The organism is Bradyrhizobium sp. RT6a (genome assembly GCF_040547675.1).
Lineage (GTDB): Bacteria > Pseudomonadota > Alphaproteobacteria > Rhizobiales > Xanthobacteraceae > Bradyrhizobium.
Genome location: NZ_JBEPQC010000006.1, coordinates 125,104 through 143,129, shown reverse-complemented (window position 1 = coordinate 143,129; position 18,026 = coordinate 125,104). Strand labels below are relative to the sequence as shown.

Annotated in this window: 18 protein-coding genes; 13 read left to right on the top strand and 5 right to left on the bottom strand. The window is 64.1% G+C overall.

The annotated features are described in order from the left end of the window. Window positions 1-31: 31 nt before the first annotated feature. Window positions 32-541, bottom strand: a complete 510-nt coding sequence (locus ABIC03_RS28270; RefSeq protein ID WP_275172328.1) for a MarR family winged helix-turn-helix transcriptional regulator — start codon at window positions 539-541, stop codon at window positions 32-34. Between the two features lie 176 nt (window positions 542-717). On the opposite strand from ABIC03_RS28270, the gene ABIC03_RS28265 reads away from it, so the two are divergent. The 3 genes from ABIC03_RS28265 to ABIC03_RS28255 are packed head-to-tail and all read left to right on the top strand — an operon-like array spanning window position 718 to window position 4,263. Then, entirely contained in the window at window positions 718-1,758 is a 1,041-nt protein-coding gene (locus ABIC03_RS28265; RefSeq protein WP_354062929.1) for a branched-chain amino acid ABC transporter permease, read from the top strand. 7 nt (window positions 1,759-1,765) lie between these two features. Further along, window positions 1,766-3,535, top strand: a complete 1,770-nt coding sequence (locus tag ABIC03_RS28260; RefSeq protein ID WP_354062927.1) for a branched-chain amino acid ABC transporter ATP-binding protein/permease — start codon at window positions 1,766-1,768, stop codon at window positions 3,533-3,535. Next, window positions 3,532-4,263 (top strand): ABC transporter ATP-binding protein, encoded by a 732-nt coding sequence (locus ABIC03_RS28255; RefSeq protein ID WP_027570159.1) that lies wholly within the window; start codon window positions 3,532-3,534, stop codon window positions 4,261-4,263. The genes ABIC03_RS28260 and ABIC03_RS28255 overlap by 4 nt, the downstream gene beginning before the upstream one ends. A gap of 213 nt (window positions 4,264-4,476) precedes the next feature. Here the strand turns inward: ABIC03_RS28255 and ABIC03_RS28250 are convergent, their stop codons facing one another. After that, window positions 4,477-5,100: a pyridoxamine 5'-phosphate oxidase family protein gene (locus ABIC03_RS28250; RefSeq protein WP_354062925.1), complete on the bottom strand. Its 624-nt coding sequence runs from the start codon at window positions 5,098-5,100 to the stop codon at window positions 4,477-4,479. Between the two features lie 120 nt (window positions 5,101-5,220). Here ABIC03_RS28250 and ABIC03_RS28245 point away from each other — a divergent pair, with 120 nt between their 5' ends. Then, on the top strand, window positions 5,221-6,105 hold the full coding sequence (locus ABIC03_RS28245; protein WP_354062923.1) for a LysR family transcriptional regulator: 885 nt from the start codon (window positions 5,221-5,223) through the stop codon (window positions 6,103-6,105). An 85-nt stretch (window positions 6,106-6,190) separates the two neighbouring features. On the opposite strand, the gene ABIC03_RS28240 is transcribed toward ABIC03_RS28245, so the two are convergent. Further along, window positions 6,191-6,610 carry a PaaI family thioesterase gene (locus tag ABIC03_RS28240; RefSeq protein ID WP_354062921.1) on the bottom strand — a complete coding sequence of 140 codons (420 nt, stop codon included), beginning with the start codon at window positions 6,608-6,610 and terminating at the stop codon, window positions 6,191-6,193. Window positions 6,611-6,829: 219 nt separating this feature from the next. Further along, on the bottom strand, window positions 6,830-7,999 hold the full coding sequence (pobA, locus tag ABIC03_RS28235) for a 4-hydroxybenzoate 3-monooxygenase (protein ID WP_275172334.1): 1,170 nt from the start codon (window positions 7,997-7,999) through the stop codon (window positions 6,830-6,832). A gap of 214 nt (window positions 8,000-8,213) precedes the next feature. On the opposite strand from pobA, the gene ABIC03_RS28230 reads away from it, so the two are divergent. The 9 genes from ABIC03_RS28230 (at window position 8,214) to ABIC03_RS28190 (ending at window position 17,075) form a co-directional block, all read left to right on the top strand. Beyond that, window positions 8,214-9,230, top strand: coding sequence for a TRAP transporter substrate-binding protein (locus tag ABIC03_RS28230; RefSeq protein WP_354063207.1), 1,017 nt, complete (start codon window positions 8,214-8,216; stop codon window positions 9,228-9,230). A 133-nt stretch (window positions 9,231-9,363) separates the two neighbouring features. After that, window positions 9,364-9,873, top strand: coding sequence for a TRAP transporter small permease (locus ABIC03_RS28225; protein WP_195800841.1), 510 nt, complete (start codon window positions 9,364-9,366; stop codon window positions 9,871-9,873). A 2-nt stretch (window positions 9,874-9,875) separates the two neighbouring features. Continuing rightward, the gene (locus tag ABIC03_RS28220) at window positions 9,876-11,195 is read left to right on the top strand and encodes a TRAP transporter large permease (RefSeq protein ID WP_275172335.1); all 1,320 of its coding nucleotides are present in this window, start codon (window positions 9,876-9,878) and stop codon (window positions 11,193-11,195) included. Window positions 11,196-11,206: 11 nt separating this feature from the next. Continuing rightward, entirely contained in the window at window positions 11,207-11,668 is a 462-nt protein-coding gene (locus ABIC03_RS28215) for a DUF3237 domain-containing protein (RefSeq protein ID WP_354062918.1), read from the top strand. Window positions 11,669-11,923: 255 nt separating this feature from the next. Beyond that, complete coding sequence (locus tag ABIC03_RS28210; protein WP_247283469.1) at window positions 11,924-12,733, top strand: crotonase/enoyl-CoA hydratase family protein; 810 nt, start codon at window positions 11,924-11,926, stop codon at window positions 12,731-12,733. Then, window positions 12,730-14,616, top strand: coding sequence for a feruloyl-CoA synthase (locus tag ABIC03_RS28205; RefSeq protein WP_354062916.1), 1,887 nt, complete (start codon window positions 12,730-12,732; stop codon window positions 14,614-14,616). Before ABIC03_RS28210 ends, ABIC03_RS28205 begins: the two co-directional genes overlap by 4 nt. 25 nt (window positions 14,617-14,641) lie before the next feature. Beyond that, on the top strand, window positions 14,642-15,403 hold the full coding sequence (locus ABIC03_RS28200; protein WP_275172338.1) for an SDR family NAD(P)-dependent oxidoreductase: 762 nt from the start codon (window positions 14,642-14,644) through the stop codon (window positions 15,401-15,403). Window positions 15,404-15,413: 10 nt separating this feature from the next. Beyond that, complete coding sequence (locus ABIC03_RS28195; protein ID WP_275172339.1) at window positions 15,414-15,845, top strand: acyl-CoA thioesterase; 432 nt, start codon at window positions 15,414-15,416, stop codon at window positions 15,843-15,845. 78 nt (window positions 15,846-15,923) lie between these two features. Further along, window positions 15,924-17,075 carry an ABC transporter substrate-binding protein gene (locus ABIC03_RS28190; RefSeq protein WP_275172340.1) on the top strand — a complete coding sequence of 384 codons (1,152 nt, stop codon included), beginning with the start codon at window positions 15,924-15,926 and terminating at the stop codon, window positions 17,073-17,075. Between the two features lie 188 nt (window positions 17,076-17,263). On the opposite strand, the gene ABIC03_RS28185 is transcribed toward ABIC03_RS28190, so the two are convergent. After that, on the bottom strand, window positions 17,264-17,992 hold the full coding sequence (locus tag ABIC03_RS28185) for a glutathione S-transferase family protein (protein ID WP_275172341.1): 729 nt from the start codon (window positions 17,990-17,992) through the stop codon (window positions 17,264-17,266). Window positions 17,993-18,026 lie beyond the last annotated feature (34 nt).

Genomic DNA, 18,026 nt, shown 5'->3' with positions numbered 1-18,026 from the left:
TCGATGCTCCGTCGCCGGCGCAACGAATCCGTCAAAACTCGTTGGCGATCTTCGAGAGCATTCCGAGCAGGGCTTCGCGGTTGGACGGCCCGAGCAGCTCGTTCAGCCGGGCCTCGTGCTTGGTGGCGACGAGCTTCTTGGCACGGGCCAGCACGGCCTTGCCCTTATCGGTCAGCACCAGGATGTGCGAGCGGCGGTCGTTGGTGGAGCGGATCCGCGCGCAAAGATCGCGGCTCTCGAGATTGTCGAGCATGGCCACGAAGTTCGGGCGCAGGATGCCGAGGGTGGAGGCGATCTCGGTCTGGTTACGGCCCGGGTTTTTCTCGACCAGCAGCAGCACGGAGAACTGCGCCGGCGTGAGCTGGAGCGAGGCCATGCAGCGCAGGAAATTCTCGAACACCTTGAGCTGTGCCCGCTTCAGGACATAGCCGAGCTGCTCCGAGAGCTCGCCGAGCTGGAGGGCTTCGCCGGGCCCTTCGGCCGCGTCCTTGCGGCCCTTGGCTGTGTCGGCGGATTTTTCAGCGGTTTTGGAAACGGTCATCGCCTCATGCTCGCAATCCCGTTAAGTTCGGGAGGATCGTTCGCCACACTTGATGTTATATTTGATAATTGTTATGGACCATATCAAATATCGTCAGCGCTGTTCAATGGCTGTGAGCGGACCGTCCACCACAATCAGGGGACCGGTCCTGAATCTTTGAGGGGGGGCGTCCGGTCTTGAATACCACCATCATGCTGTTCCTGCTGCAGGACGGCATCACCAATGGCGCGATCTATGCGCTGCTCGGCCTGGCGCTGGTGCTGGTGTTCGCCGTCACCCGCGTCATCCTCATTCCGCAAGGCGAATTCGTCACCTATGGCGCGCTGACCTATGCCTCGCTGGCCGCGGGCCAGATGCCGGGCACGGCAAAACTCGCGCTCGCCCTGGGCATCGGCGCCTTCGCCTTCGACTTGTTCGCGGCGCGCAAGGCGCTGCACGGGCGCCTGATCCTGCGCAGCACCGTCACCAATATCGTACTGCCGGCCATCGTGCTGGCGCTGACCGTCTATTTCGCCGCTCAGAAGCCGCCGGTTGCGGTCTGCATCGCGCTCTCGCTGGTGATCGTGGCGATGATCGGCCTGTTTCTCTACCGCATCGCATTCCAGCCGCTGGCGCACACCTCCGTGCTGGTGCTGCTGATCGCCTCGGTGGGCGTCCACCTCGCGCTTCAGGGACTGGGCCTTTTGTTCTTCGGGGCTGAGGGCCAGCGCGGACCTGCCGTGCTGTCGGGATCTTTCACCGCCGGCGCGCTGCGCTTCACTGGCCAGAGCATTACGGTCTATGGCATCACCATCGCCTTCATCGTCGGGCTGTGGCTGTTCTTCGGGCTGACGCTCTACGGCAAGGCGCTACGCGCGACCGCCGTGAACCGGCTGGGTGCCCGGCTCGTCGGGATCCGCACGACGCTGTCCGGGCAGATCGCCTTCCTGCTGGCGTCCGTCATCGGTGCACTGTCCGGCATCATGATCGTGCCGATCACGACGCTGTATTACGACTCGGGCTTCCTAATCGGCCTGAAGGGCTTTGTCGCCGCCATCATTGGCGGACTTGTCAGCTACCCCCTCACCGCTGTCGCGGCGCTGGTCGTCGGCATCGTCGAGGCGTTCTCATCCTTCTATGCCTCCAACTACAAGGAGGTGATCGTTTTCATGCTCTTGATTCCCGTGCTGCTGCTGCGCTCGCTCGCGGCGCCTGCGGTCGAGGAAGAAAAGGACTGACGCCAAGATGCAGAGCCGGCTCCCCATCCTCATCTTCGCGCTGATCATGGCGGCGATCCCGTTTGTTCCGGGCATGCCCCCGTTCTGGATCGTGCTGCTCGACAATATCGGCCTCGCGGCCCTCGTCGCGATGGGCCTCGTGCTGCTGACCGGCGTCGGCGGCCTGACCTCGTTTGGACAAGCGGCCTTCGTCGGCTTCGGCGCCTACACCACCGCGGTGCTGTCGACGACCTACGGCATGTCGCCCTGGCTGACGCTGCCGCTGTCGCTCGTGGTCAGCGGATTGTTGGCGGTGCTGCTCGGCCTCGTCACCGTCCGTCTCTCCGGCCACTATCTGCCGCTCGGCACGCTCGCCTGGGGACTCGGCTTGTTCTATCTCTTCAGCAAGCTGGAATTTTTGGGAAGAAACGACGGCATCTCGGCGATCCCGCCGCTGTCGATCGGCTCGTTCAAGATGCTCTCGCCCGGCTCGATCTACTACGCGATCTGGGTTGCCGTGATCCTCTCGGCGCTGCTCACGATGAACCTGCTGGACTCCCGCACCGGCCGCGCCATCCGCGCGCTCCGGCGCGGCCATATCGCGGCCGAGGCGTTCGGCGTGCACACGCCGCGGGCGAAAATGCTGGTGTTCATCCACGCCGCCGTGCTCGCCGGTCTCTCCGGCTGGCTCTACGCCCATCTTCAGCGCGCGGTGAACCCGACGCCGTTCGGCGCGCAGGCCGGCATCGAATATCTCTTCATCGCCGTGGTCGGCGGCGCCGGGTATGTCTGGGGCGGCGTCCTGGGCGCGGCGCTCGTCGTGGTCCTGAAGGAAGTGCTGCAGAGCTATCTGCCGCTGATCCTGCCCGGCTCCGGCCAGGTCGAAACCATCGTGTTCGGCATCATGCTGGTGGCGCTGCTCCAGCTCGCACCCGGCGGCGTCTGGCCCTGGCTGATGTCGTTCCTGCCTCAGCGTACCAGTGGCAAAAAGCCGGACACCTCGCTGAAACTGGAGCAGCGCACCCGCTCACCCGGCCAATCCAGCGTCCTGCTCCAGGTCGAGAAGGCGCGGAAGCAATTCGGCGGCGTGGTCGCGGTGAACAACGTCTCCTTCGACGTTCAGGCCCGCGAGATCGTCGCGCTGATCGGCCCCAACGGCGCCGGCAAGAGCACCACCTTCAACCTGATCACCGGCGTACTGTCGGCCAGCTCGGGCTCGATCTCCGTGCTCGGCAACAAGGTCGACAGGGCGCCCCCGCAGGAGATCGTCAAGCTCGGCATCTCCCGCACCTTCCAGCACGTCAAGCTGGTGCCTGATATGACCGTGCTGGAGAACGTCGCGATCGGCGCCCATTTGCGCGGCCATTCGGGGCCGATCTCCTCGATGCTGCGGCTCGACCGCACTGATGAGGCAAAGCTGCTCGCCGAAGCCGCCCGCCAGATCGAGCGGGTCGGACTTGGCGAGCAGATGCATCAGCTCGCAGGCTCGCTGTCGCTGGGACAGCAACGGATCGTCGAGATCGCCCGTGCGTTGTGCGTCGATCCGATGCTGCTGCTGCTCGACGAGCCGGCAGCCGGCCTGCGCCACATGGAAAAGCAGCAGCTCGCGACGCTGCTGCGGGAGCTGCGCGACGGCGGCATGAGCGTCCTGCTGGTGGAGCACGACATGGGCTTCGTCATGAACCTCGCCGACCGCATCGTGGTGCTCGATTTCGGCACCAAGATCGCGGAAGGAACGCCGGCCACGATCAAGACCAATCCCGAAGTGATCAAGGCCTATCTCGGAGTGGCGGCATGAGCGCGCTGTTGTCCGTCGCCGACGCCCATGTCGCCTATGGCAAGGTCGAGGCCGTGCGTTCGGTTTCGCTCGAAGTCGGCCAAAACCAGATCGTCACCATCGTAGGCGCCAACGGCGCCGGCAAGACCACGCTGCTCTCCGCCATCATCGGCATCTTGCCGCTGAAGGGGCGCGTTTCATTCGCAGGTCAGGATCTGTCGCGGCTCGACATCGAGGACCGCGTCGCCATGGGGCTTGGCCTCGTTCCCGAGCATCGCGAATTGTTCGTGACCATGAATGTCGAGGACAATCTCGAGCTGGGGGCCTTCCGCATCGAGAGAAGCAAGGCGAAAGCCTCGATGGAGCGGGTCTACACGCTGTTTCCACGGCTCAAGGAGCGGCGCAAGCAGCTCGCCGGCACGCTCTCCGGCGGCGAGCAGCAGATGCTCGCGATGGGCCGCGCACTGATGGGTGAGCCAAAGCTCCTGATGCTGGACGAGCCGAGCCTCGGCCTCGCCCCGATCATCGTCGCCGACATTTTCCGCATCGTCACCGAACTGCGCGCTGCCGGCGTCTCCGTGCTGCTGGTCGAGCAGAACGCCCAGGCCGCGCTCAAAATCGCAGATCAGGCCTATGTCATGGAGCTCGGCGAGTTCGTGCTCAGCGGCAAGGCCAGCGACATCGCGGCGAACGAGCGCGTCGCCGCCAGCTATCTCGGCTTCCAGCACGAAGGCGCGAGTGTGTTGTAGGTTCGCAGCGACCGCCTCTTCCCTTCTCCCCTTGCGGGAGAAGGTGGCGCGAAGCGCCGGATGAGGGGTTCTCTCCGCGAATGACGACGTGGGGCCATCACCTGCGGAAGGCGCCCCCTCACCCGTCTCGTCGCTCCGCGACGAGCCACCCTCTCCCGCAAGAGAAAGAGGGTACACCGCGCAAGCCGCTCTAGCCTTCGTTGGCAGGTAAGCTCAACTCGCGGCCTTCTCCCCCTTCATCGCCGCCACCTCCGCCTCCAGCTCCGCAATCCTCGCATCCCTTGCCGCCAGCGCCGCTGCCACATCCGTCGCGTCGAACTTCTGCGGGATGTGCTGCGGGCAGTTCGTGTCCCACGCTTCGATCTTGAACAGGATCACCTGCTCCGGCCGGGCGCGATAGCCTTTCGGCATCAGCGATGTCGTCAGCGCCTCGTCGTCCTCGACCACGCGCGCCTCGCCCCAGATCTTCACCCGGCGGCGATGGGCGTAGTCCATCACGAAGATGTAAGCCTTGGGATTTTCGGACAGGTTTCCCTGCGTGATGTATTGCCGATTGCCGGCATAGTCCGTGAAAGCCAGCGTCTGCTTGTCCAGCACCTTCAAGAAGCCCTTCGGGCCGCCGCGATGCTGGATGTAGGGCTGGCCATCGGCCGAGGCGGTGGCAAGATAAAAGCTGTTGGCGTCGGCCAGCAACGCCGCGAGGTTTTCATCGACCTCGGTGCGCCAGCCGCGCTGCTCGGCATGGGCATAGCCTTCGCGTGATCCTTTTCGAGTCTGGATCGACTTCACCGCCGGCGTGAATGCCACGTCGCTGGCGTAGGTATGAGTTGCCGTCATCGGACCATCTCCTGAAATCCCGGCGCATCCCTGCGTCTTCGTGAGTTAAAATGGACCCTCCGCCGGCTAAAACAATCAGCCGGCTTGACACTTCATCATTGCGATATATGCAACAATACCATGGATCGCCTCGAAGCCATGCATGTTTTCGTCACCGTCGCCGACCTGCGCGGCTTCGCGCCGGCGGCACGAAAACTGCGGCTGTCCCCCTCCGCGGTGACGCGGCTGATCGCGGCGCTGGAGGAGCATCTCGGCGCGCGGCTGCTGCAGCGGACCACCCGTCAAGTGACCCTGACCGACGTCGGCACGCGCTATCTGGAGCGCGCGCGTCGGATCCTGGCCGATGTCGAGGAGGCCGACGGCTCGGCACGGGAGGAGCGCAACCGGCCGAGCGGGCGGCTGGTGGTGTCGGCGCCGGTCGGCTTCGGCCGGCTCCATGTCGGGCCTGTCATGATCGCCTACCTCAAGCGCTATCCCGAGGTCGCCTGCGAATTGCGGCTGTCGGACAACCTCGTCAATCTGGTGGAAGATGCCGTCGATGTCGCGGTGCGGATCGGCCATCTCGCCGACTCCTCACTCGTCGCACGCCAGGTCGGCGAGATGCGGCGGATCGTGGTGGCGACGCCAGGCTATCTGAAGCGCAATGGGGAGCCGAAGACGCCGGACGCATTGCTCGGGCACCAGACCATCGCGTTCGGTCCATCCGCGAACTGGCACTTCGTACAGGACGGCCGCGACATCGAGGTGGCGCCGAATCCACGGTTCGCCAGCAACAGCGCCGACGCCGCCCTGCAATATGCCGAGGCCGGCGGCGGCGTGACCCGGGTGCTGGCCTATCAGGCCGCCGAGGGCTTGCGGCGCGGGCGGCTCAGAATCGTGTTGGCGAAATACGAGCAACCGGCGCTGCCGATTCACATCGTCTACCCGACCTCGCGCCTGCTCTCCGCCAAGGTCCGTGCCTTCGTCGATCTCGTGGTGGAGATCGCGGAGTGGAAATTCGGGTGACAACTGTCATTCCGGGGCGGTCCGCAGGTCCGAACCCGGAATCTCGAGATTCCGGGTTCTCGCTTCGCGAGCCCCGGAATGACAACTATCCTTTCTTCGGCACGACGCGAAAGGTGCCGCTGGCGCGCGCGATCACGGCGTCGTCGGCCTTCGCGAGGCACTGCGCGAAACAGATCGTGCTGCCGGTCTTGATCGCCTCGCCCTCGACCGCAAGCCATTGGCCGATCTCGCCGGCGCCGACATAGTCGACCGACAGCGAGATCGTGACCAACGACGTCGTCCAGCCCGTCGCCTGCGCGCAGCTGTAGCCCATGGCGGCATCGGCCAGCGCGGCGATCAGGCCGCCATGGATCAGCCCGCGTGCATTGGTGTGCGGTGTTGCCAGCCGCAATCCCACGGTGACGCCGTTGTCGGTCTTCCTGGAGTAAAGCGGCTCCCACGGGTCGGTGAGTGGGGCCTTGCGAAAATGCGGCTCGAAGCCGGCGGGAATGTCGGTGCTGGTCATGTCTGTCTCGCGTTGGTGGCTGCCGCCATTGAACGCGAGGGACGTGACGGTTGCATCACCTACAAAGTTTTAAACGGCATTTGCGCGGGTGTTTGAAATGGTCTCCCCCCTGTCATTGCGAGGAGCGTAGCACGAAGCAATCCAGTCTCCCACTGCGGAGGGATTCTGGATTGCTTCGCTACGCTCGCAATGACGGGGGTATGCGGTACGGGCCGCGCCCTAAAACGGCAGCCCCACATAGTTCTCCGACAGCGACGTCATCGCGGCCTGCGACTGCGTGACGTAGTCGAGTTCGGCGAGCTGGATGCGCGCGCCGATCGTGCCGGTGTCGGGGAATTTGTGCAGCATCGAGGTCATCCACCAGGAGAAGCGCACGGCTTTCCAGACCCGCGCCAATGCCTTCGCCGAATAGGCGTCGATGCCGGCGCTGGATTTTTCGTCGTAGAACTCGCGGAACGCACTCGACAGATAATGCGCGTCGCTCGCGGCCAGGTTCAGCCCCTTGGCGCCGGTCGGCGGCACGATGTGGGCCGCGTCGCCGCACAGGAACATTTTGCCGAAGCGCATCGGCTCGGCGACGAAGCTGCGCAAGGGCGCAATGCTCTTCTCGATCGAGGGGCCCGTGATCAGGCTGTCGGCGGCGTCCTGGTCGAGCCGGCGCCTGAGCTCGTCCCAGAAACGGTCGTCCGGCCATTGGTCGACATGGTCGTCCAGCGCGCACTGCACATAGTACCGGCTGCGTTTGGTCGAACGCATGGTGCAGAGCGCAAAGCCGCGGGCGTGGTTGGAATAGATCAGCTCATGGCTGACCGGCGGCGTATCCGAGAGGATGCCGAGCCAGCCGAACGGGTAGATGCGCTCGAACTCCTCGATCGCCGAAGCCGGAACGCTGGCGCGGCTGATGCCGTGAAAGCCGTCGCAGCCGGCGATGAAATCGCAATCGATGGTGTGGGTGACGCCATCCTTCACGTAGGTTACGCGCGGGTGACTGCCGTCGAAATCATGCGGCTGCACGTCCCTGGCCTCGTAGACCGAGGTGAGGCCGGCGGCGTTGCGCGCATTCATCAGATCCAGCGTGACCTCGGTCTGGCCGTAGATCATGACCGTCTTGCCGGTCGCAGCCTTCATGTCGATGCGGTGCCGGCGCCCCGAGAAGGCGAGCTCGATCCCTTCATGCACCAGCCCTTCGGCATGCGCCCGTGCGCCGGCCCCGATCTGGTCGAGCAGCGCAACGGTTCCCTCCTCCAGCAGCCCGGCACGGATGCGGCCGAGCACATAATCCGGGCTCTGCCGCTCCAGAATGACATTGTCGATGCCGTAACGGTGCAGCAGTTGCCCAAGCAACAATCCAGCCGGCCCTGCCCCGATGATTGCGACTTTTGTCCGCAATACTTGCTCCTCCCGATCCTGTAGGCTTTCGTCGCGGCTCGCTTGTCGCAGCCGTCCGCGCACGATAATTATATCATATAACGGTTGGGCAAAAGGGAGTGCGCGGCGGCACGTCGCGCCAGTTCCGGCTTGAACGCGCCGGCCAATTAGATAACATGTTAATTAACGAGACCGGGCCGTCGAAGCCCGCCGTCAAAAGAGGGAGAGACGCGTGATGAGGAAAGCCTGTCTGGCGTTGCTGCTGGCAGCAAGCGTGAGCCCTGCGTTCGCGCAGGACAAGACCTTCGATTTGAAGATCTCGCACTGGGTGCCTGCCTCCCATCCGCTGCAGAAATCACTGGAGGACTGGGCCGCCGCGGTCGAGAAGGATTCCGGCGGCACCATCAAGGGCAAGGTGTTTCCGGCCCAGCAGATGGGCAAGGCGTTCGACCATTACGACATGGCGCGCGACGGCATCGCCGACGTCACCTATGTCAATCCCGGCTACCAGCCCGGCCGCTTCCCGATCATCGGCGCCGGCGAGCTGCCGTTCCTGATCTCGGACGCCAAGGGCGGCTCGATGGGGCTGGACGCCTGGTATCGCAAATACGCCGAGAAGGAGATGAAAGACGTCAAATACTGCCTCGCCTTCGTCCACTCGCCCTCCTCCTTCCATTCCAAGACCAAGAAGATCGTGATGCCGGAGGACGTGAAGGGCCTGAAGATCCGCCCGGCGCACGCCACCATGGCGAATTTCGTCACCTCGCTTGGCGGCACCAATGTGCAGTCCTCCGCACCCGAAGTGCGCGACATCATCGAGCGCGGCGTCGCCGACGGCGTCACCTTTCCCTGGGGATCGCTGGTGCTGTTCGGCATCGACAAGGTGACCAAGTACGACATGGAGGCACCGCTCTACACGACGACGTTCGTTTTCGTGATGAACAAGGACAAGTACAATGCGATGTCCGACAAGCAGAAGGCCGCGATCGACAAGAATTGCACGGTCGAGATGGCAGGCGTCGTCGGCGAGCACTGGGGCAAGTTCGAGGATGCCGGCATCGACAAGGTCAAGGCGGAGACCAGCCACGAGGTCTACAAGCTGACGCCTGAGCAGACCGCCGCCTGGAAGAAGGCCGCCGAGCCGCTGGTGAAGACCTGGAGTGACGGCGCGAAGAAGACCGGCGCGGATCCGGACGCGGCGCTCGCTGAGCTGAAGGCATCGCTGAAGAAGTACAACGCGCTGGCGGAGTAGCTCTTCGTCGAAACACATGCGGCGGCGGGATGCATCTCGCCGCCGTTGTTCTGCAAGCGGGTCGAGACGCGAGGAGCGCATCGCGCGTACTCTCCCTCTCCCGCCTGAGGATGGCATCTCTTAGGAAGCTCCCATGAAGCGCGCCTGGATGGATCGCATTATCGATTCGATCGAATGGATCGCCGCGGCTTTCGTCGGCATCGTCGCGCTCGACATCTTCCTGTCGGTGCTGCTGCGCAACACGCTGAACTATGCGATTCCCGATAGTTTCGACATCGGCCGCATGCTGCTCGGCATCCTCATCTTCTGGGGTATCGCCGCAACCTCCTATCGCGGCACCCACATCACCGTCGACCTGGTCTGGGGCAATGTCGGGCCGCGCTACCAGCGCTGGATCGACGTGTTCGCAACCCTGGTGTTGCTGTTCGTCGTCACGGTGCAGACCTGGACGCTGTTCGACAAGGTCCGCGGCACCTACAACGACAACGTCCAGACCTTCGACATGCACATGCCGACCTGGCCGTTCTTCGCGATCGCCTGGATCGGCGACGTCTCCGCCGTGCTGCTGATCGCGATCCGCACCTACCGATTGATCTTCCATCCCGAAGAGATGCACGACCCCAAGCTGAAGGCGACGGAGTAATCATGAGCACCGATGCCGTCGCCGTTATCGGCTTTGTTTCCCTGTTCGCCCTGATGCTGCTGCGCGTGCCCGTCGGCATGGCCATGGGCCTCGTCGGCGTCTCCGGCTTCTCCTATCTCGTTGGCGCCACGCCGGCGCTGAAGCTGGTCGGCCAGACCTCGATGCGCACGGTGACCGACTACACGTTCGGCGTCATTCCGATGTTTCTGCTGATGGGCTCCTTCGTCAGCAATTCCGGCATGAGCCGCGAGCTGTTCCGCGCCGCCAACGGCTTCGTCGGCCATCTGCGCGGCGGACTCGGCATCGCCACCGTCGGCGCCTGCGGCGGCTTTGCCGCGATCTGCGGCTCGTCGGTCGCGACCGCCGCGACCTTCTCCGCGGTCGCTTATCCCGAGATGCGCCGTTTCGGCTACCCGCAGTCCTTTGCCACCGGCGTGATCGCGGCCGGCGGCACGCTGGGCGCGATGCTGCCGCCCTCCACCGTGCTCGCGGTCTACGGCATCATCACCGAGCAGGACATCGGCAAGCTGTTCATCGCCGGCATCATCCCGGGCATTCTGGCGATGACCATGTACATGATCACGATCTTCCTGATCGGCTATTTCCGGCCCGACTTCCTGCCCAAGGGCAAGGTGACGCCGTGGCGCGAGCGCTTCGCCGGCCTGAAGGACATCTGGGCGCCGGTGCTGCTGTTCGTGTTCGTGATCGGCGGCCTTTACGGCCTGCCCTATCTGCCGCGCTTCACGCCGACGGAAGCCGGCGGCGTCGGCGCTGCCGGCGCCTTCATCATCGGCGTGGCGACCGGCCGCCTCGACCGCGAGAAGATTCTGGCCTCGCTGCTCCAGGCAACGCGCACGGCGGCCGCCGTGTTCACCGTGCTGATCGGCGCCCTGATCTTCGGCTATTTCCTCACGGTGACGCAGACCCCGCAGAAGGTGACGGAATTCCTCACCGGTCTCGGTCTCGGTCCCTACGGCGTGCTGGCGCTGATCATGGTGATGTACCTCGTGCTCGGCTGCCTGATGGACGCCATGGCGATGATCATCCTCACCGTGCCGATCATCTTCCCCGTGATCATGCATCTCGGTTTCGACCCGATCTGGTTCGGCGTCATCATCGTCATGACGGTCGAGCTCGGACTGATCCATCCGCCGGTGGGCATGAACGTCTTTGTCATCAAGAGCGTGGTGAAGGACGTCTCCTTCTCCACAATTTTCAAGGGCGTGATTCCGTTCGTGGCGACAGACCTCGTGCGCCTGGTGATCCTGATCGCCTTCCCGTTGCTGGCGACTTGGCTGCCGACGCGGATGATGGCGCATTGAGAGGTGAAGCGATGACTACGCCAGCGCTGGAAACCAAATACGTCTTTACCGTCACCGCACGCATCGGCGACGTCGTCACGGCCGGCGAGACCGGCATCGGCATCCGCCGCATCATCCCGATCATCGGCGGCGAGGTCTCGGGCGCGATCACCGGCAAGGTGCTGCCGTTCGGCGCGGACTTCCAGACCATCCGCCCGAACGAGCTGATTGATCTCGAAGCGAAGTACGCGTTCGAAACCGACGACGGCGCCATCGTCTATGTCGAGAACAAGGGCATGCGCTTCGGCCCGGTCGAGCTGTTGCAAAAGCTCAAGCGCGGCGAGCCGGTGGACCCGAAGCAAATCTATTTCCGCACCGTGCCGAAATTCGAGACGGGGCATGAGAAATACCGCTGGCTGATGCAGCACATTTTTGTGGGTTCAGCGGCGCGGCATGCGGATCGCGTCGTGATCGACGTGCATCAGGTGATGTGAGAACACAGGCCTTAGGGTCAAGTCGGCGCCACATACTCCGCTCGTCGTCCCGGCGAAGGCCGGGACCCATACCGCGGAATCCATCGATTGCGGATGGTCTGAGCACTTAACGACTGTCGTGTGGATTATGGGTCCCGGCCTTCGCCGGGACGACATAGTATCTTGGAGCAAGGCTCTACCGACCCTGAACTGCCCTTCCCTCCTTGACTCCCCCTGAATTCGTTATACAACATAACTATTCTGACAAGGACGCAAATGACACAGGGAAACGCCGAGACCGCTGACGCGGGCGCCTCCGGGCTTTTGAGGATCGAGCGGGCGGACCGGGTTTTGACCGTCGGTCTGAATCGGCCGGCCAAGCGCAATGCACTCAACGACGGCATCATCCTGGAAATCGGCGAGTGTTTTGCGTCACTGCCCGAGGATATCGGCGCGGTCGTCATCCATGGCATCGGCGACCATTTTTCCAGCGGTCTCGACCTCTCCGAACTGACCGACCATGATGCCACCGGCGGCCTGCTGCATTCGCAGATGTGGCACCGGGTGTTCGACCGCATCCAGTACAGCCGGGTGCCCGTGATCGCGGCGCTGAGGGGCGCCGTGATCGGCGGCGGGCTGGAGCTCGCCTGTGCGGCACATATCCGCGTCGCAGAACCCTCGACCTATTTCGCGCTGCCGGAGGGGCAGCGCGGCATCTTCGTCGGTGGCGGCGGTTCGGTGCGCCTGCCGCGGCTGATCGGTGTCGCCAGGATGATGGACATGATGCTGACCGGCCGCGTCTATTCCGCGACCGAAGGCACCTCCTACGGCTTTGCGCAATATGTCACGGAAGCCGGCAACGGACTCGGCAAGGCGATGGAGCTTGCGACCAAGGTCGCCTCCAACGCGCCGCTGACGAATTTCGCCGTGCTCCAAGCCCTGCCGATGATCGCGGAGGCCAATCCGCAGACCGGCCTGTTGATGGAATCGCTGATGGCGACGGTGGCGCAGAGCGACAAGGAAGCAAAACGCAGGATCCGCGAGTTCCTCGAGCACAAGACCGCAAAGGTAAAGCCGAAATCATGAGCGCGCAGCCGTCGTCCTCTTCCAGCATGGAGCGCGGCGCGAGCACTTCCCCGCTGCGGCCCATTTCGTTCGGCGATCCCGTCGTCAACATCGAGCGGCGCGACGACGGCACGATTTATCTGCGGCCCAAACAGCCGCTCGGCGATTATCCGACCCGCATCACCGACCGCCTGCATCACTGGGCGAGCGCGACGCCGGATCGCGTCTTCATGGCCGAGCGCGAAGGTGGCCGCTTCTGGCGCAAGATCAGCTACGCCGAGCTGCTCGCCGCGAGCCGGCACATCGCCTCAGGGCTCATTGCGCGCGGATTGTCGGCGGAGCGGCCGGTCGTCATCCTCTCCGGCAATTCGATCGACCACGCATTGCTGGCGTTCGGAGCGTTCTATGCCGGCATTCCGTTCTGCCCGGTGTCGCCGGCTTATTCGCTGGTATCGAAGGATTACGGCAAGCTCTCCTATCTGATGAAGCTGCTGACGCCCGGCCTCGTCTTCGCCGAAGATGCCGACAAATTCGCCGATGCGCTCGCCGCCAACGTCTCGCTCGGCACCGAGATCGCCGCATCCTACGGGCGCGTGCCGGGCCGCGACGTCACCTTGCTCGCCGACCTCATGGCGACGCCGATCCGCGGCGATCTGGACGAGGTCCACGGCAAGATCGGCCCCGATACCGTCGCGAAATTCCTGCTGACCTCGGGCTCGACCGGCAACCCGAAGGCGGTCATCAATACCCAGCGCATGATCTGCGCCAACCAAGTGATGCTGCGCGAGACGCTCGCCTTCCTCAAGGACGAGCCGCCCGTCATTATCGACTGGCTGCCCTGGAATCACACTTTTGGCGGCAACCACAATATCGGGCTGACGCTCTACAATGGCGGCTCGATGTATCTCGATGCCGGCAAGCCGGTGCCTGGAGGCATCGAGGAAACGGTGCGCAATCTCCAGGAGATATCGCCGACAGTTTATTTCAACGTGCCCAAGGGCTACGAGTCGCTGCTGCCTTATCTGCGCGACGACCAGGGCCTGCGCGCGAAATTCTTCGACCGGCTGCACGCGATGTTCTTCTCGGGCGCGGCTCTGTCGCCGTTCGTCTGGAACAGCCTCGACGAGCTCGCGGTGAAGGAAAAAGGCTACCGCGTGCCGATGCTGACAGGCCTTGGCGCAACCGAGACCGCGCCGTTCTTCATGTCGGTCAACCCGCGCACCAGCCGCTCCGGCCATGTCGGGCTTCCCGTATCCGGCAACGATGCCAAGCTGGTGCCGAACAACGGCAAAATGGAAGTTCGTTGCAAGGGGCCGAACGTGATGCCCGGCTACTGGCGCCAGCCCGACATCACCGCACAATCGTTCGACGAAGAAGGCTTCTACAAGCTGGGCGATGCGCTCAAGCCTGTCGATCCCGACGATCTCAACGCCGGCTTCGATTTCGACGGCCGCATCGGTGAGGATTTCAAGCTCGGCAGCGGCACCTGGGTCAGCGTCGGCCCGTTGCGCGCGCGCTTCGTTGCGGCCTGCGCACCGCTGGTGCGCGACGTTGTCATCGCCGGCATCAACCGTGACGAGGTCTCCGCGCTCGTCGTGCTCGATCTCGACGGCTGCCGGCTGATCAACCCGACGCTGCCGACCGACGACCTCGTCGTCGCGACCCGCGACCGGCTGGTGCGCGAGGCATTTCGCGAACGGCTGACCCGCTTTCTCGGCGCGGCCACGGGATCCTCGACGCGGATCACACGCGCGATCCTCATGGACACGCCGCTCTCGATCGACAAGGGCGAAGTCACCGACAAGGGCTCGATCAACCAGCGCGCGGTGCTCGAGCATCGCAGCCTGCTGATCGAGGAGCTCTACGCTGCCAATCCATCGGACCGTGTGATATCGGTCGGGTAAGAAATATCGCACCAGGGAGAACGCCATGTTGTTGAAGGATCAGGCTGTCATCGTCACCGGCGGCGCGTCGGGACTTGGTGCGGCGACTGCGCGAAAGCTGGCTGGCCAGGGCGCCAGGGTCGCGGTCTGCGATCTCAATGCCAAGCTCGCCGAGACTGTCGCCGCCGAGATCAAGGGCGTGGCCGTGGCTTGCGACGTCTCCGATGCCGCCTCAGCGGAAGCTGCAATCGCGCAGGCGACCAAGGCCCATGGACCCGCGCGCGTGCTGGTCAATTGCGCCGGCATCGGCGTAGCCAAGCGCGTCGTCGGCCGCGACGGCCCGATGGCGCTCGCCGATTTCGACAAGGTGATCAAGGTCAATCTGATCGGGACCTTCAACATGCTGCGCCTTGCCGCAAACGAGATGTCCAAGCTCGAGCCGCAGGCGACCGGCGAGCGCGGCGTCATCATCAACACGGCTTCCGTTGCCGCTTATGACGGCCAGATCGGGCAATCGGCCTATTCGGCCTCAAAGGGCGGCATCGTTGGCATGACGCTGCCGATCGCGCGCGAGCTGGCGCAGTTCGGCGTCCGCGTGCTGACGATCGCGCCCGGCCTGTTCCTCACGCCGCTGCTCGCCAACCTGCCGCAGGAAGCGCAGGACTCGCTCGCCGCCGCGATCCCGTTCCCGCGCCGGCTCGGCCACGCCGACGAGTTCGCGGCGCTCGCCCTGCACATGGTCGAGAATTCGTACCTGAACGGCGAAGTGGTGCGCCTCGACGGCTCGCTGCGCATGGCGCCGAAATAGGACGCGGCCTATGTTCGTGAACCGGCGCGACGTCCAGATCCAGTGGGGTGACTGTGACCCCGCCAACATCGTCTATTACCCGCGCTATTTCGCGATGTTCGACGATTCGACGTCGACCCTGTTCGAAGTCGCCGGGTTCTCCAAGCAGGACCTGGTCCGCAAATACGGCTTGGTGGGCATTCCCATGGTCGACACCCGCGCCAAGTTCTACATCCCCTCGACTTATGGCGACTGGATCACCATCGAAACCAAGGTCGAGAGCATCAAGCGCTCGAGTTTCGAGGTGAAGCACAGCGTCTACAAGGGCGAGGCGCTGGCGCTCGAGGGTTTCGAGACCCGCGTCCTGGTCGGCCGCGACCCCGTTAACCCCGACAAACTGAAATCGGCACCGTTTCCTGCGGAAATGGTAGCCAAATTCACGGGGAGCGATGCCCGGAGCTAAATCGCCACATCACCAAAAGAGGGGGCTGAATTACCCCCCGATTTCTGCTTTCAAAGAAACACATAAAGGGAGGAATAGATGAAACGCTTTTACCTGACCGCCGCCGTCACCGCGGCCGCGCTTGCGCTGCCGGCCGTGCCCGCGCTGGCCCAGACCGCCGAGGTCACCATCGGCATCACCACCACCACGACCGGCCCGGGCGCAGCGCTGGGGATTCCCGAGCGCAATGCGCTGGAGTTCGTGCCGAAGGAGATCGGCGGCGTGCCGCTGAAGGTGATCGTGCTCGACGACGGCGGCGATCCCACCACCGCGACCACCAACGCCCGCCGCTTCGTGACCGAATCCAAGGCCGATATCATCATGGGCTCGGCGCTGACGCCGCCGACCATCGCGGTGTCCAACGTCGCCAACGAAGCCGGCATTCCGCATTTCGGCCTGGCGCCGTTCCCGATCACGCCGGAGCGCATGAAGTGGTCGGTGGCGATGCCGCAGCCGATCCCGATCGTGGGCAAGGTGCTGTACGACCACATGAAGGCCAAGGGCGTGAAGACGGTCGGCTATATCGGCTATTCCGACTCCTATGGCGACCTCTGGTTCAACGATTTGAAGGCGCAGGGCGTGCCGATGGGCATAACCATCGCCGACGAGGAGCGCTTCGCTCGCCCCGACACGTCGGTGACCGGACAGGTGCTGAAGCTCGTGGCTGCGAATCCCGACGCCATTCTGGTCGGCGCTTCCGGTACCGCGGCCGCGCTGCCGCAGACCGAGCTGCGCGAGCGCGGCTATCAGGGCCTGATCTACCAGACCCACGGCGCCGCCAGCATGGACTTCATCCGCATCGCCGGCAAAGCGGCGGAAGGCGTGCTGATGGCCTCTGGTCCCGTCATGGATCCCGAGGATCAGCCGGACGAAGCCGCCACCAAGAAGCCGGGCCTCGCGCTCAACTCGGCCTATGAAGCCAAGTACGGCCCGAACAGCCGCAGCCAGTTCGCCGGTCACTCTTACGATGCGTTCGAGATTCTCAAACGCATCATCCCGACGGCACTCAAGACGGCGAAGCCCGGCACGCCGGAATTCCGCGAAGCGATCCGCCAGGCGCTGCTGTCGGAGAAGGAGCTTGCGGCGAGCCAGGGCGTCTACAACTTCACCGAAAAGGACCGCTACGGCCTCGACGAGCGCTCGCGCATCCTTCTCACTGTGAAGAACGGCAAGTACATGCTGGTGAAATAGACGCAGCGGCAGGATTGACGACGAGAGCCGGCCCGATGGGCCGGCTCTTTCTTTTGGCTCCTAGAATGGCATTGCCATATGATCGTCATGGCCGGGCTCGTCCCGGCCATCCACGCCTTGCCATACGGCGCGAAGAACGTGGATGCCCGGGACGAGCCCGGGCATGACGAAGAGAATACGCCGCGTTCCTACGCCGCCTGTCGCAGCGGGGTCCAGGCGAACTCCGGATAGTAATGGTCCATCATCCGGTCGACGTAGGCGGTGAGGTTCGGGAATCCTTCGGCGCGACGGCGCAGTGCGGATTCGAAGAACGGCGTCAGGATGCCGGCGAGTGCACCGAAAGCGGTGGCATCGACGCCGCAGGGCTTGTTGCCCATCAGATAGGACTTGTCGCCGAGCTGCACCGAGAGCGCAAACAGCGAGCGCACGGCGAGATCGACGTCGTCATCGGGCGCGTGCCGTCCGAGCCCGGAGAGCAGGTAGTTCTCGGCGACGCGGAATTGCGCATCCTCGCGCAATTTCTCGCGATTGTGCTCCGGCGCGCCGTCGAAGAAATGTGCAGGCCCCTTGGCGAAGTTGACCGGGTCGACCCAGCGCGCCCCGACCAGCGCAAAATAAACGTGATGCTCGATCATGCGCTCGAATGCCCAAGCCTGTGCGCGTTCGGCAAGCGACAGGCCGGCGTCGAAATCGAAGCCGTAGCGGCGCTCGATATGGGCGCGGATGAAGGTGGAATCGGCCACCGCCTCGCCGCCATCGTCGATGAAAGGCAGCTGTCCCTTGGGAGAGGCGGGCGGCATCGCCCGCTCCTTCCGGTAGGGCAATCCCGCCATCTTGAGCTGCACCTCGGTCTTGGTGACGAAGGGGCTGATTTCCGGCAGGCCGAAGCCGGTGCCAAAGCCGTAAAGCGTGATCATGAAGGCTCTCCTGAAACGACCGAAAGAGTTGAGG